The 12,776-nt window shown below is 71.0% G+C and carries 13 protein-coding genes; 6 read left to right on the top strand and 7 right to left on the bottom strand.

Features of this window, described 5'->3' with window-relative positions; genetic code table 11:
* Nucleotides 1-8: 8 nt before the first annotated feature.
* Nucleotides 9-1,160, top strand: coding sequence for a flavodoxin-dependent (E)-4-hydroxy-3-methylbut-2-enyl-diphosphate synthase (ispG, locus tag DJ010_RS04950; RefSeq protein ID WP_109692558.1), 1,152 nt, complete (start codon nt 9-11; stop codon nt 1,158-1,160).
* Between the two features lie 19 nt (nt 1,161-1,179).
* Here ispG and DJ010_RS04955 read toward each other — a convergent pair whose 3' ends face one another.
* The 6 genes from DJ010_RS04955 to DJ010_RS04980 all read right to left on the bottom strand — a co-directional run bounded on the left by DJ010_RS04955 (nt 1,180) and on the right by DJ010_RS04980 (nt 7,219).
* Nucleotides 1,180-2,124 carry a glycoside hydrolase family 16 protein gene (locus DJ010_RS04955; RefSeq protein WP_109692559.1) on the bottom strand — a complete coding sequence of 315 codons (945 nt, stop codon included), beginning with the start codon at nt 2,122-2,124 and terminating at the stop codon, nt 1,180-1,182.
* A gap of 77 nt (nt 2,125-2,201) precedes the next feature.
* Nucleotides 2,202-3,098, bottom strand: coding sequence for a glycoside hydrolase family 16 protein (locus tag DJ010_RS04960; RefSeq protein WP_158282934.1), 897 nt, complete (start codon nt 3,096-3,098; stop codon nt 2,202-2,204).
* Nucleotides 3,099-3,186: 88 nt separating this feature from the next.
* Complete coding sequence (locus DJ010_RS04965; protein WP_158282935.1) at nt 3,187-4,152, bottom strand: glycoside hydrolase family 16 protein; 966 nt, start codon at nt 4,150-4,152, stop codon at nt 3,187-3,189.
* On the bottom strand, nt 4,149-5,051 hold the full coding sequence (locus DJ010_RS04970; protein ID WP_109692562.1) for a glycoside hydrolase family 16 protein: 903 nt from the start codon (nt 5,049-5,051) through the stop codon (nt 4,149-4,151). Before DJ010_RS04970 ends, DJ010_RS04965 begins: the two co-directional genes overlap by 4 nt.
* Nucleotides 5,052-5,176: 125 nt before the next feature.
* Nucleotides 5,177-6,142 (bottom strand): glycoside hydrolase family 16 protein, encoded by a 966-nt coding sequence (locus tag DJ010_RS04975; RefSeq protein WP_158282936.1) that lies wholly within the window; start codon nt 6,140-6,142, stop codon nt 5,177-5,179.
* Nucleotides 6,143-6,316: 174 nt separating this feature from the next.
* A complete protein-coding gene (locus tag DJ010_RS04980; protein ID WP_109692564.1) occupies nt 6,317-7,219 on the bottom strand; it encodes a homocysteine S-methyltransferase family protein in 903 nt (300 codons plus the stop codon).
* A gap of 80 nt (nt 7,220-7,299) precedes the next feature.
* On the opposite strand from DJ010_RS04980, the gene DJ010_RS04985 reads away from it, so the two are divergent.
* Entirely contained in the window at nt 7,300-7,899 is a 600-nt protein-coding gene (locus DJ010_RS04985) for a TetR/AcrR family transcriptional regulator (protein WP_158282937.1), read from the top strand.
* Nucleotide 7,900: 1 nt separating this feature from the next.
* On the opposite strand, the gene DJ010_RS04990 is transcribed toward DJ010_RS04985, so the two are convergent.
* Nucleotides 7,901-8,812 carry a glycoside hydrolase family 16 protein gene (locus tag DJ010_RS04990; protein ID WP_158282938.1) on the bottom strand — a complete coding sequence of 304 codons (912 nt, stop codon included), beginning with the start codon at nt 8,810-8,812 and terminating at the stop codon, nt 7,901-7,903.
* 92 nt (nt 8,813-8,904) lie between these two features.
* Between DJ010_RS04990 and DJ010_RS04995 the strand changes: the two genes are divergently transcribed.
* The 4 genes from DJ010_RS04995 to DJ010_RS05010 are packed head-to-tail and all read left to right on the top strand — an operon-like array spanning nt 8,905 to nt 12,669.
* The gene (locus tag DJ010_RS04995; RefSeq protein WP_109692567.1) at nt 8,905-9,750 is read left to right on the top strand and encodes a GNAT family N-acetyltransferase; all 846 of its coding nucleotides are present in this window, start codon (nt 8,905-8,907) and stop codon (nt 9,748-9,750) included.
* An 11-nt stretch (nt 9,751-9,761) separates the two neighbouring features.
* Nucleotides 9,762-10,130 carry a DoxX family protein gene (locus DJ010_RS05000; protein WP_109692568.1) on the top strand — a complete coding sequence of 123 codons (369 nt, stop codon included), beginning with the start codon at nt 9,762-9,764 and terminating at the stop codon, nt 10,128-10,130.
* Nucleotides 10,131-10,177: 47 nt separating this feature from the next.
* Nucleotides 10,178-11,959 (top strand): proline--tRNA ligase, encoded by a 1,782-nt coding sequence (locus DJ010_RS05005; RefSeq protein ID WP_109692569.1) that lies wholly within the window; start codon nt 10,178-10,180, stop codon nt 11,957-11,959.
* Nucleotides 11,959-12,669 carry an HAD family hydrolase gene (locus DJ010_RS05010; protein WP_109692570.1) on the top strand — a complete coding sequence of 237 codons (711 nt, stop codon included), beginning with the start codon at nt 11,959-11,961 and terminating at the stop codon, nt 12,667-12,669. Before DJ010_RS05005 ends, DJ010_RS05010 begins: the two co-directional genes overlap by 1 nt.
* The last annotated feature ends 107 nt before the right edge of the window (nt 12,670-12,776 follow it).

Consider the following 12,776-nt stretch of genomic DNA (forward strand, 5'->3'; position numbering starts at 1 on the left):
CTGGAACCATGACCGCGATCAGCCTCGGCATGCCCGCAGCACCTCCGCCGGTGCTGGCTCCCCGCCGCAAGACGCGGCAGATCAACGTCGGCAAGGTCGGGGTCGGCAGCGACCACCCGATCTCGGTGCAGTCGATGACCACGACCCTCACCGCCGACGTCAACAGCACGCTCCAGCAGATCGCCGAGCTCACCGCCGCCGGCTGCGACATCGTGCGGGTGGCCTGCCCGTCCGCGGACGACGCCGAGGCCCTCCCCGAGATCGCGCAGCACAGCCAGATCCCGGTCATCGCCGACATCCACTTCCAGCCCAAGTACGTCTTCGCCGCGATCGACGCCGGCTGTGCCGCCGTGCGCGTGAACCCCGGCAACATCAAGAAGTTCGACGACCAGGTCAAGGAGATCGCGCGCGCGGCGAAGGACCGCGGCACGAGCATCCGGATCGGCGTCAACGCGGGCTCCCTCGACAAGCGGCTGCTGGAGAAGTACGGCAAGGCCACGCCCGAGGCGCTCGTCGAGTCGGCCGTCTGGGAGGCGAGCCTCTTCGAGGAGCACGGCTTCCACGACTTCAAGATCTCGGTGAAGCACAACGACCCGGTCGTCATGGTGCGGGCCTACGAGCTGCTCGCCGAGCAGGGCGACTGGCCGCTGCACCTCGGCGTGACCGAGGCCGGTCCTGCCTTCCAGGGCACGATCAAGTCGGCCACCGCGTTCGGGGCCCTGCTGTCCCAGGGCATCGGCGACACGATCCGGGTCTCGCTCTCCGCCCCTCCGGTGGAGGAGGTCAAGGTCGGCCTCCAGATCCTCCAGTCGCTCAACCTCCGCGAGCGCAAGCTCGAGATCGTCTCCTGCCCGAGCTGTGGCCGTGCCCAGGTGGACGTCTACACGCTCGCGGAGCAGGTGACCGCCGGGTTGGAGGGCATGGAGGTCCCGCTGCGGGTCGCCGTCATGGGCTGCGTCGTCAACGGCCCTGGGGAGGCCCGCGAGGCCGACCTCGGTGTGGCGTCCGGCAACGGCAAGGGCCAGATCTTCGTCAAGGGCGAGGTCATCAAGACCGTGCCCGAGTCGCAGATCGTGGAGACGCTCATCGAGGAGGCGCTGCGGATCGCCGAGGGCATGGAGCCGGTCGAGGGGGCGGAGCCCTCGGTGTCGGTCTCCTGACCTCAGCGGTCGTCCGCCGTCACTTCCAGGCTCGGGCGTAGTCGACCTCGTAGGTCGCCGGGAACGGCGTCGCGGCGCTCACCTTGTTGGTGCCGCTCGGCATGCTGACCTGGAAGTTCAGGATCATGCTGAACGGCTGGTCGAACGGCTGGGGCGGCACCAGCGGGTCCGCCGGCACGGGGGAGCGGCTGAAGCACTGCTCGCCGTCGATGAAGAAGTCGAGCCCGGACGGGGCCCACTCCACCGTGTAGGTGTGCCAGCCGGTGACGTCGGAGATCCGGCAGTTCCAGCCGGTGTCGGCGGCATAGTGGCGGCCCTTGTAGTGCAGCGACGGTGGCACCAGCGTCGGGTCGGTCGACCACCACTCGGCCACGTCGATCTCGCCCGAGCTCGGCCACGGCCCGTACTTGTTGTCGACCGGGAGCATCCAGAACCCGCCGTGCAGACCGGAGGCGTTGCTGGGCGGGTACTTCGCGCGCACCTCGAACCGGCCGTAGGTCTGGGAGAACTTGCCCTTGGTGCCGACCATCCCGCCGGTGTAGGGCGTGGTGAAGTCGTCGAAGGCGTTCCTGCAGCTCTTCGGGACGCCCTCGTCGCGCGCGGTCAACCGCAGCACACCATCGGCGACGCTCACGTTGCCCTCGCTCGCGGTGAAGCAGGTGGCCTCGCTGCGGAAGCCGGTCTTCACCGTCTCCTGGATCGTCCACCTCCCCTCGTCCAGCGACGTGCCGTCGAAGTCCTCGGCGAAGGTGCAGGTCCAGGGCGAGCCGTCGCTCTTGGTGAGGGGCGTCCCGCACGCGTCGGGAGCCGGCTCGGCCTCGGCGGTGTCGGTGCTCTCGGGCGGCCCGACGGTCTGGAGCGACGCGAGTGCGCCGACAGCGACCACGGCGCCGCCGAGGACCCAGCGGCCTGGGCGGAGGCGACGGACAGTGCGGGAACGGGGTGCGGGACGTGCTTCAGGCATGCGTGGACCTTTCCGGCCCCCGCCATTCCTTGCGGCTCGTTCTTTACCCGGGAAGTGTTATCAGATACGAGAACAAATCAGCGCCACGCCCGGGCGTGGTCGACGTGGAGCTCCGCCGGGAACCTCGTCCGCCAGGTCAGCCCCTGGGTGAGCACGCCCAGGTTGAGGATCATGTGGAAGTCGCGGTCGAACGGCTGCGGCGCGCGCAACGGGTGCTCCGGGGTGGGCGACCGCGTGAAGCACAGCTCGCCGTCGATGAAGAAGCGGAACACGGCGGGCTGCCACACGACCGTGTAGGTGTGGAACGCGGTCACGTCGGCGACCCGGCAGTCCCAGCCGGAGTCGACGTCGGGGTCGCGACCGTCGAAGTGGAGCGACGGGAGCACCAGGTCGGGCTCGTAGGACCACCACTCGGCGACGTCGATCTCGCCGGAGTCGGGCCAGTCGCCGTACGTCTCCTCGAGCGGGTACATCCAGAAGCCGCCGTGGAGGCCACCGGTGCGGGCCGGCGGGAACTTGGCCCGGACCTCGAACCGCCCGTAGGTCTGGGCGAAGTGGCCGCGGGTGCCGACCATGCCGCCGGTGAAGCGGGTGCGGAGCCAGCTCATCCGCACCGTGCACTTCACCCACCGCCCCTTGCGGGCGGTCAGGACCAGGCTGCCGTCGCGCACGGCGACGTTCTCGGGGGAGTTCCGGTAGCAGGTGCGGCCCGTGCGGAAGCCGGTCTCCGAGGTCTCCTGGACGATCCACTTCGAGCCGTCCAGCGACGTGCCGTCGAAGTCGTCGGAGAACGTGCACGTCCACGACGTGGTGTCGCCCTCGAGCGGCGCTGCCGCGCACGGGTCGGTCGCGGCGCGGGGGGCAGGTGCGGTCTCCGACCGCCGGGACGCCGCGGCACCGGGGGCGAGCCCGGCCGCGGCGACGAGCGCCGCGGCAGGTACCAGGAGGCGAGCGAGTCTGGTGGTGCGCAGCACGGCGGGCTCCCGAGATGGTCCGACAGATAACCGGGTACGGACCGTACCGGTCATCCGACCTGCTCGGCGTCCGACCCGCCTGGTGAGATCAGCGCCAGGCTTTCGCGTAGTCGACCAGCAGCTCCGCCGGGAAGGTGGTGCGCGCCGAGAGGCCCTGGTCCTGCACGCCCACGTTGAGGATCATGCTGAACCGGTGGTCGAACGGCTGGGGAGCCCGCAGCGGGTGGTCCGGCTCCCACGTCGTGGTGAAGCACGCCGTGCCGTCGATGAGGAACTGCATCCGCGCGCGCTGCCAGACCAAGGTGTAGGTGTGGAAGACGTCGGGGTCCTCGACCCGGCAGTCCCAACCCGAGTCGACGTCAGGGTCACGGCCCTCGAAGTGCAGCGAGGGGAGCACCAGCGTGTGGTCGTAGGACCACCACTCCGCGACGTCGATCTCGCCGGAGTGCGGCCACGGCCCGTAGGTGGCTTCCACCGGGAACATCCAGAAGCCGCCGTGCACGCCGCCGGTCTGGTGCTCGGGGAACTTCATGCGGACCTCGAACCGGCCGTACTTCTGGGAGAACTTGCCCTTGGTGCCGATCATCCCGCCGGTGAACTTCGTGCGCAGCCACCGCGGCCCGAACCGGCAGTTGATCCACCGGCCCTTCCGCGCGGTCAGCACCAGGGCGCCGTCGCGCTGGGCGATGTTGTCCGGCGAGTCCCGGTAGCAGGTGCGACCGGTCTTGAAGCCCGTCTTCGCGGTGTGCTGGATGATCCAGCGCGACCGGTCGAGCTCCTTCTTGCCGAAGTTGTCGACGAACGAGCACCGCCACCGACGGCCGCTGGGCTTCCTGAGCACGGGACCACACTTGTCCCTCCGCTGTACCCGGTGCTCGGGGGTCCCGGCGGCGTCGTACGACGTCGCGGCGGTGGTCGCCCTCGCCGGTGCCGGCGCCGCGGGAGAAGCGGCCGGTGCGGCCGGTGCCGTGGTCGCCCCGATCGTCGGCGCCGCGATGCCCGTCGCTCCGACCACGACCGCGCCGACGAGCAGCCGGCGGAGGCGACCCCTCACTTCCACGCCTTCGCGTAGTCGACGACGTACCTGGCCGGGAACTCGGTCTCCGGGGTGACCTTCTGGCGCCCCACCTTCCGACCGACGCCCATGTTCAGGATCATGCTGAACGGGTGGTCGAACGGCTGCGGCGCCTGCTGCGGCGGCTCCGGCACCCACCGGCGGGCGAAGCACTGCTTGCCGTCGATCGAGAACCGCATCACGCGCTTCTGCCAGACCAGCGTGTAGGTGTGGAACCGGCTGGGCTTCTGGATCCTGCAGCGCCAGCCGGAGTCGACATCCTTGTGGCGACCGTCGTAGTGCAACGACGGCAGCGCCAGCCTCGGCCGCGACGACCACCACTCGGCGATGTCGATCTCACCGGACTCCGGCCAGCGGCCGTAGGTCTTCTCGACCGGGTTCATCCAGAACCCGCCGTGGATCCCCGAGGTCCGGGCGGTCGGCCACTTGGCACGGACCTCGAACCGTCCGTAGGTCTGTGAGAACTTGCCCTTGGTGCCCACCATCCCGCCGGTGTAGCGGGTGGTGAACGTGCGCAGCAGGTTGCCGCACCGGAACATCTCGCCCTTGCGCGCGGTCAGGCGGAGGGCGCCACCCCGGACGGCGACGTTCTCCTGGTCGGGCGTGTAGCAGGTGGAGCCCGTCTTGAAGCCGGTGCGCGCGGTGTCCTGGACGATCCACTTGCGACGGTTGAGCCGGGCGCCCTCGAAGTCGTCGACGAACGTGCACTCCCAGGTCCCACCGCCGGCCTTGGGGACGAGGTCACCGCAGGCGTCGCTCGCCCGCTCGGCAAGGGGTGCCGGCGCTGCCGCGGCGGCGCCGGTCGGGGGCGTTGTCGTCGGCAGCGGCGCGAGCGCGGCGACAGCGACCAGGGTCGCCGCGACGCAGAGACGCCGCACGGCACGGACTGGCTGCAAGTTCGTTCCCCCAGGCATACACGCGACGGGAACCCGAGAGGTCACGGATCTGCGCGAGCGTACAGCACGTGCTCCCCGGCGGACCGGAGCGACCGGGCGCCGGATCGTCAGCGCCATGCCTTGGCGTAGTCGACGACGAAGGTCGCGGGGACCTTGGTGCGGTCGGTGACCTTGTGCGGTCCTCCGGCCTTCCCGACACCGAGGTGGAGGATGAAGCTGAAGGGATGGTCGAAGGGTTGCGGCGCCCGTTGCGGCAGGCGTGGCTGCCAGCTGCGCTTGAAGCACTGCCGGCCGTCGACGAAGAAGCGCATGACCTTGGGCGTCCAGAGCAGCCGGTAGGTGTGGAACCTCGTCGGCTTCGGCACCAGGCAGTTGCGTCCGGAGTCGACGCGACGGTCGCGGCCGTCGAAGTGCAGCGACGGGATGATCCGCCGCGGGAACTTCGACCACCACTCGGCGACGTCGATCTCACCCGACTCCGGCCACGGCCCGTAGGTCTGCTCGAACGGGTACATCCAGTAGCCGCCGTGCAGCCCGGAGACCCGCTTCGCGGTGGGGAACTTCGCCCGCACCTCCCACCGGCCGTAGGTCTGGGAGAACTTGGTGCGCGTGCCGACCATGCCGCCGGAGTACGGGGTGGAGAACCGACCACCAGGGAGGCGGCACGAGAACTCCCGCCGGGCCTTGCGGACCGACACGCGGAGCTTCCCGTTGCCCACCGCGACCGTGCTCGGGTCGTCCTGGTAGCAGGTGAGCCCGGTGTAGAAGCCGGTCTCGTGGGTCTGCTGGACGATCCACTTGTCCCGGTTCAGCTGGGTGCCGGCGAAGTTGTCGACGAAGCTGCACCGCCAACGTCGACCGTTGGGCTTGACGAGCACCTTCCCGCAGCGGTTGCGGGCTGCCCTGCTCGTGGTCGGTGCGCTGTCGGCGGGCGTCGCCGTGCCGCCCCAACGGTCGAGCGCGGCCCGATCGCCTGGCGGCAACGGGTCCTGGACCCGGCCCTCGCCGGTCGCGCCGACCGGGGCGAAGCCGCCGACCAGCGCCAACGCGACGAGCAGGACGACCGCGAGCATCGAGCCACGGCCACGAACCGACCGACCCATCTGGTGCTACCCCCAGCGCCGTGACGTGGCAGTGCCACGTCGACCACCCATGCCTGCGGCGCCGAGTCGCTCGCAGTAGTCGGGGACACGGTAGCCGGACTCGCCAGGGCGCGCAGGAGATCTTGCAAGGCTCACCCACCTTCGTCAGCGGCCGGCGTCGACACCCCACATCGCGGCGACGTGCCGCAGGTCGGTGCCGCAACAGCCGCCGAGGACCTCGACCTGCGGGAAGGCGTCCAAGAGCGCCTTCTGGTCCACGGCGAGCAGGTTCGGGTCGCCGTCGTCGAGGTCGGTCGCCACGTCGAGCTCGGCGTGGCTCATCGTCGAGGCGTTGACCCGCAGCCCGCCCACCCGGGCCTGCCACGCGCCGCCGTCGAGCGCGCGGGCGACGTGGGTCGGGTGCGCGCAGTTGACGAAGAAGTACGGCGGCGCCGCCGCCTCGTCCACGGCGGCGAACGCCTCGCCGAGCGTGCGTCCGTCCGGCAACCGCCCGTCGGTCTCGACCGTGAAGCCGATCATGACCGGGAGGCCGAGGTCCGCAGCGGCCTGGGCGATGCCGATCCCCTCGCCGACATCGGTGAGGGTCAGCACCGTGGCACGGTCGGCTCCCGCCGCGGCGAAGGCCGCGAGCTGGGGGCGGTGGTAGTCGGCGGCCTCGGCCGGGTCCACCCCGCCGGCGGCCTGGTAGCCGTCGCCGCGCGGACCGAGGATCCCGCCGACCTGCCAACCGAGGAGCTCCTCGTCCCGGCCGGCCGCGAGCTCCCGCAGCAGGTCGACCGAGGTCCGGTTGACGCGGTCGAGCGCCGCGGCGTCGTAGCCGAGGGTCGCGCCGTGGTCGGGGTTGGCCCGCCAGGTCGGCGTCTCGAGCAGCACGGTCGCGCCGGCCCGGACGGCGAGGTCGACGTAGGCCGAGTAGTAGTCGCGGAGCGCAGCCCGGCCCTCTGCGGTGTCCACCAGGGGGAACGCCGCGAACTCGGGCAGGTCGATGCCGCGGTTGAAGATCAGGTCGGTCTCGAGACCGCCGTCGGTCAGCAGTCGCTGGGTCATGCTTGTGTCCTCTCTCGTTACAGACCGTTTGGTCTGGTACGAGGTTTGTAGCAGACCAAACGGTCTGTAACAATCGAGTTGTGCCTCGAGACGGAACAGCGACCCGCGACCGGATCCTGACGGCAGCGCGCCGACTGGTGATCGATAACGGGTTCCGCGCCACGACGGTCGAGGCCGTCCTCGCGGCCTCCGGGACGTCGAAGGGCGCGTTCTTCCACCACTTCGCCTCGAAGCGCGACCTCGCCGACGCGCTGGTCACGCAGTACGTCGCCGACGACCTGGCCATGCTCGAGGCGGGCATGACCGCGGCGTTCGAGGCCGGGGCGGACCCGACCAGCCGCGCGATCGCCTTCCTGCGCTACTACGAGGACCTGGCCGACGAGATCATGGCTGGCACCACCGGCTGCCTCTACACCTCCGTGCTCGCCGAGATGGAGCTGGTCGACGCCGCCACCTCCGACCCGATCACCAAGGCGGTGGTCGTCTGGCGGGAGCGGTACGCCGAGCTGCTCGCCGCCGCGCTGGGCGACCGGACCGACGTCGACGTCGACGCGCTGTCCGACCACGTCTTCGTCACCTTCGAGGGCGCCTACCTGCTCGCCCGGTCGACCGGCGACCCCGGCGAGATGCGCCGTCAGCTCGCGGTGCTGCGCCGCCTCGTCGAGGCCGTCCTGCGCTGAGCTACTTCCACGCGCGGGCGTAGTCCACGACGAACGTCGCCGGCAGCTGGGTCTCCTCGGTCACCCGGTTGGTGCCGGCCGCGGTGCCGACGCCCATGTTGAGGATCATCCCGAACGGGTGGTCGAACGGCTGGGGAAACTCCTGCGGCGGATCGGGGCGCCACTTCCTCGAGAAGCACAAGGCGTTGTCGACGAAGAAGCGCATCCCGGTCCGGTACCACTCGACCCGGTAGGTGTGAAAGCTGCTCACGTCGGCGACCTGGCAGCCCCAGCCGGAGTCGGCGTGGAAGTTCCGCCCGTTGTAGTGGAGCGTGGGGAGGACCGTCTGCGGGTCGCTCGACCACCACTCGGCGACGTCGATCTCGCCCGAGGCCGGCCACTGTCCGTACTTCAGCTGCGGCGGGTACATCCAGAACGCACCGTGCACCCCCGCGGTCCGCGCGGTCGGGAACCTGGCGCGCACCTCGAACCGGCCGTAGGTCTGCGTGAAGCTGTTGCGGGTGGTCACCAGGCCGCCGGTGTAGCGGGTCAGGAACTGGCCGTAGGGGTTGCTGCAGTCGACCGGGTGGCCCAGGTCGCGGGCGGTCAGGCGGAGGGTCCCGTCGCGGACGGCGACGTTCTCGCCTCCGCGGTAGCAGGTGAGACCCGACCGGAAGCCGGACTTCACGGTGTCCTGCAACGCCCACTTCGAGGTGTCGAGCGCCGTGCCGTTGAAGTTGTCGACGAACGTGCACTGCCAGTGGCCGCCACCCGGCTTCCCGACCAGCGGGCCGCACGCGTCGGTCCGGGCGCGCTCGGCGGACGGCGACGACGCAGGCGGATCTGCGGCCGAGCTCAGCGCGTCGCCGGGCGCCAACCAGAGCGCGGCGACGGCCAGCGCAGCCGCGCACGCACGTCGTACGCGTGGGCTCACAGGAAGGATCCGATCGAGCAAGGAGGGAGGTTCCGAACTCTAGCCCGGACGGAGGGTCCGCGCCGGACGTCCCACGTCGTAGGCTCGGCCCCGTGCTGACGACCCGCCACGGTGTGCGTGTCCTCGCGGCGGCCGACCTGGACGACTTCCTGGCGCTCGCCGACCAGGACCCGGTCGTCAACGTGTTCGCGATCCACCGCGCCCAGACGACGAGCCTGGAGCCGCGCTGGCTCGGTGGCGAGATGTGGGGGCGGTTCGACGGGGGCGTGCTGGTCGCGGCCTGTCACGTGGCCGCCAACTTGGTGCCGATCCAGGCCGGCCCCGAGGACGCGGTCGCGTTCGCGGAACGCGCGCTCGCGCGCCGTCGTACGGCTTCGACGATCGTGGGTCCCCAGGACGCCGTGCAGCCGTTCTGGGACGCCGTGTCCGGGACCTGGGGTCAGCCACGGGACGCTCGGTGGGACCAGCGGCACCTCGTCATCGAGGGCCCGCCCCAGGTCGACTCCGACCCCGGCGTGCGGCTGACCGCCCGCACCGACCTCGACCTGCTCTACCCGGCGTGCGTCGCGATGTACACCGAGGAGGTCGGGGTCTCGCCCGAGGCCGGCGGCGGCACCGAGCTCTACCGCACCCGGGTCGTGCAGCTGATCAGCCGCGGGTGGTCCTTCGCCAAGTTCGACCGCGGGGAGCTGGTGTTCAAGGCCGAGGTGGCGTGCGCGACCCGCGACGCCGCTCAGATCCAGGGCGTCTGGGTGCCGCCACACCGTCGCGGCGAGGGCCTGGCGTCGGCCGGGATGGCCGCGGTGGTGGACCTGGTTCAGACCCGGATCGCGCCGAGCGTCTCGCTCTACGTCAACGAGTGGAACGAGCCCGCCCGACGGGCCTACGAGCGGGTCGGCTTCCGGGAGACAGCCCGGTTCGCGACCGTGATGTTCTGAGGAGACCGACCGTGACCGTACCTCTCCGTCGCGACGCCAAGGTCGTCGTCGGCGCCTTCCTCGCCTCGGGCACGGTGCACCTTGTCAAGCCCGCGGTGTTCGAGCCGCTGATGCCGTCCTGGGTCCCGGCCCACAAGGAGGTCATCGTCGGCTCGGGGGTCGCCGAGCTGCTGTGCGCGGTCGGCATGATGCTGCCGGCCACCCGGCGCGCGGCCGGCGTCGCCGGCGCCGCCCTGCTCGTCGGGGTGTTCCCCGGCAACGTGAAGATGGCCGTCGACGCGGTGCAGGGCTCCAACCGCCCGCTCCAGGCGGTCTCGCTCGCCCGGCTCCCGCTCCAGCTGCCCCTCATCCGCGGCGCATGGCGCGCCGGTCGGGCCTGACCGGAACTGGTTTCCGGCGCGGGGAAGCCCCCGCCTACCCTGTGCGCATGATCTCCCGGATGTCGACCTTGTTCGTCCGCACCCTGCGCGAGGATCCCGCGGACGCCGAGGTCCCGAGCCACCGGTTGCTCGTCCGGGCCGGCTACGTCCGCCGGGCCGCCCCCGGCATCTACACCTGGCTGCCGCTGGGGCTGCGGGTGCTGCGCCGGATCGAGGCGATCATCCGCGAGGAGATGGACGCGATCGGGGCCCAGGAGGTCTCCTTCCCCGCGCTGCTGCCTCGCGAGCCCTACGAGGCCACCGGGCGCTGGACAGAGTACGGCGACGGCCTGTTCCGCCTCCAGGACCGCAAGGGCGCCGACTACCTGCTCGGCCCGACCCACGAGGAGATGTTCACGCTCCTGGTGAAGGACCTCTACGGCTCCTATAAGGACCTGCCGCTCTCGATCTACCAGATCCAGACCAAGTACCGCGACGAGGCACGGCCCCGCGCCGGCATCCTGCGCGGCCGCGAGTTCACGATGAAGGACTCCTACTCCTTCGACGTCGACGACGCGGGTCTCGAGGCGTCGTACCAGCGGCACCGCGAGGCCTACATCAAGATCTTCGACCGGCTCGGCTTCGACTACGTCATCGTCAAGGCGATGTCGGGTGCGATGGGCGGCTCGGGCTCCGAGGAGTTCCTCGCGAAGGCCGAGGTGGGCGAGGACACCTACGTCCGCTGCACCAACTGCGACTACGCCGCCAACGTCGAGGCCGTCGAGACCCGGCCGGTCCCGCCCGCCGCCTCCGAGGCCGACGGGTGGGGCGGCGCCCCGGCCGCGCACGCCGAGCAGACCCCCGACACGCCCACCATCGACACCCTGGTCGACCACCTCAACGAGAAGTTCCCCCGCGACGACCGGCCGTGGACCGCTGCGGACACCCTCAAGAACGTGGTGTTCAGCGTGCGCTACCCCGACGGCACGACCGAGGCCCTCGCCGTCGGCCTGCCCGGTGACCGCGAGGTCGACACCAAGCGGCTCGAGGCCGTGCTCGGCGAGGGCGTCGTCTTCGAGCCGTTCGGCGAGGCCGACTTCGCGGCCCGCCCGACGCTGGCCAAGGGCTACATCGGCCCCGGCGCGCTGGGGGAGAAGGCCGAGGCCGGCGTCCGCTACCTCGTCGACCCACGCATCGTCGACGGCACCCGCTGGGTGACCGGCGCGGACGTGGCCGGCAGCCACGTCCTCGACCTCGTCGCCGGCCGCGACTTCACCCCCGACGGGCTCATCGAGGTCGCCGAGGTCAAGGACGGTGACCCCTGCCCCAAGTGCGACGGCACCCTGGAGTCGGCACGCGGCATCGAGATGGGCCACATCTTCCAGCTCGGCCGCAAGTACGCCGACGCGCTCGACCTGCGGGTGCTCGACGAGAACGGCAAGCTCGTGACCGTCACCATGGGCTCCTACGGCATCGGGCCGTCCCGCGCGGTGGCCGCGATCGCCGAGAACACCCTCGACGACATCGGCCTGTGCTGGCCGCGCAACGTCGCGCCCTACGACGTGCACGTGATCGCCACCGGCAAGGACGACGCGGTCTTCGACGCCGCCGCGCAGCTGACCGCGGACCTCGATGCCCGTGGGCTCGCCGTCCTCTACGACGACCGCCCCAAGGTCAGCCCCGGCGTGAAGTTCAAGGACGCCGAGCTGATCGGCGTGCCGACGATCGTCACCGTCGGCCGCGGTCTGACCGACGGTGTGGTCGAGGTCAAGGACCGCCGCAGCGGCGAGCGCACCGACGTACCCCTTGCCGACGCGGCGGCCCACCTTGCGGAGGTCGTCCGCGGGTGATGGGCATCGACGCCGTCATCTTCGACTGGGGCGGCACGCTCACGCGCTGGCACGACATCGACTTCCACGCCGAGTCGCTCGCGCTGGCGGCCGCTGTCGTCGCGACGCCGGACAAGGACGACGACCGGCACCTCCACGCGCGTGCCCTGCACGAGGCCGGCGCGAAGGTGTGGGGGAGGAGCCGCGACCACCAGCAGAGCGCGACGATCGCGGACCTCTTCACCGAGGCGGGCCTCGAGCACGACCCCGAGCTGCTCACGGCGTACTACGAGTTCTGGGTGCCGCACACCGAGACCGACCCGGAGGTGCGGCCGCTCTGGGAGTGGCTGCGTGCCGAGGGGATCAAGGTCGGCGTCCTGTCCAACACCGTGTGGCCCCGGGAGTGGCACGTCGGCTTCTTCGAGCGCGACGGCGTGGCGCACCTGATCGATGGCGACGTCTACACCAGCGAGGTCCCCTGGACGAAGCCCGCGCCCGAGGCCTTCGCGGCGGCGATGGACGCGGTGGGCGTGTCCGACCCGGCCCGTTGCGTCTACGTCGGCGACCGGCTCTACGACGACGTGTGGGGCGCGCAGAGCGCGGGCATGCGCGCGATCCACGTCCCGCACTCGGCGATCCCCGCCGAGCAACTGGGCCACACCGAGGGGGAGCCCGACGCCGTCGCGCAGCGGCTCAGCGACATCCCGGACCTCATCGCCCCCTGGCGCTGAGGCTCGGGAAACTCCTACCCCGAGGGATCTTGCGCGTTCCGCGCGCCTGGCCGGAGGATGCACGGCAATGGTCGTCCACTCCGGACGATCTTGATCTCGGGAGGTCT

It is taken from the genome of Nocardioides silvaticus (assembly GCF_003160695.1).
GTDB classification, from domain to species: Bacteria; Actinomycetota; Actinomycetes; order Propionibacteriales; family Nocardioidaceae; genus Nocardioides; species Nocardioides silvaticus.

Excerpts from the sequence above, each read along its gene's own strand:
- ispG (WP_109692558.1), top strand. The coding sequence starts at position 9 with ATGACCGCGATCAGCCTCGGCATGCCCGCAGCACCTCCGCCGGTGCTG.
- DJ010_RS04975 (WP_158282936.1), bottom strand. The coding sequence starts at position 6,142 with ATGCTCGCGGTCGTCCTGCTCGTCGCGTTGGCGCTGGTCGGCGGCTTC.
- DJ010_RS05005 (WP_109692569.1), top strand. The coding sequence starts at position 10,178 with ATGATCTCCCGGATGTCGACCTTGTTCGTCCGCACCCTGCGCGAGGAT.
- DJ010_RS05010 (WP_109692570.1), top strand. The coding sequence starts at position 11,959 with ATGGGCATCGACGCCGTCATCTTCGACTGGGGCGGCACGCTCACGCGC.
- DJ010_RS04980 (WP_109692564.1), bottom strand. The coding sequence starts at position 7,219 with ATGACCCAGCGACTGCTGACCGACGGCGGTCTCGAGACCGACCTGATC.
- DJ010_RS04955 (WP_109692559.1), bottom strand. The coding sequence starts at position 2,124 with ATGCCTGAAGCACGTCCCGCACCCCGTTCCCGCACTGTCCGTCGCCTC.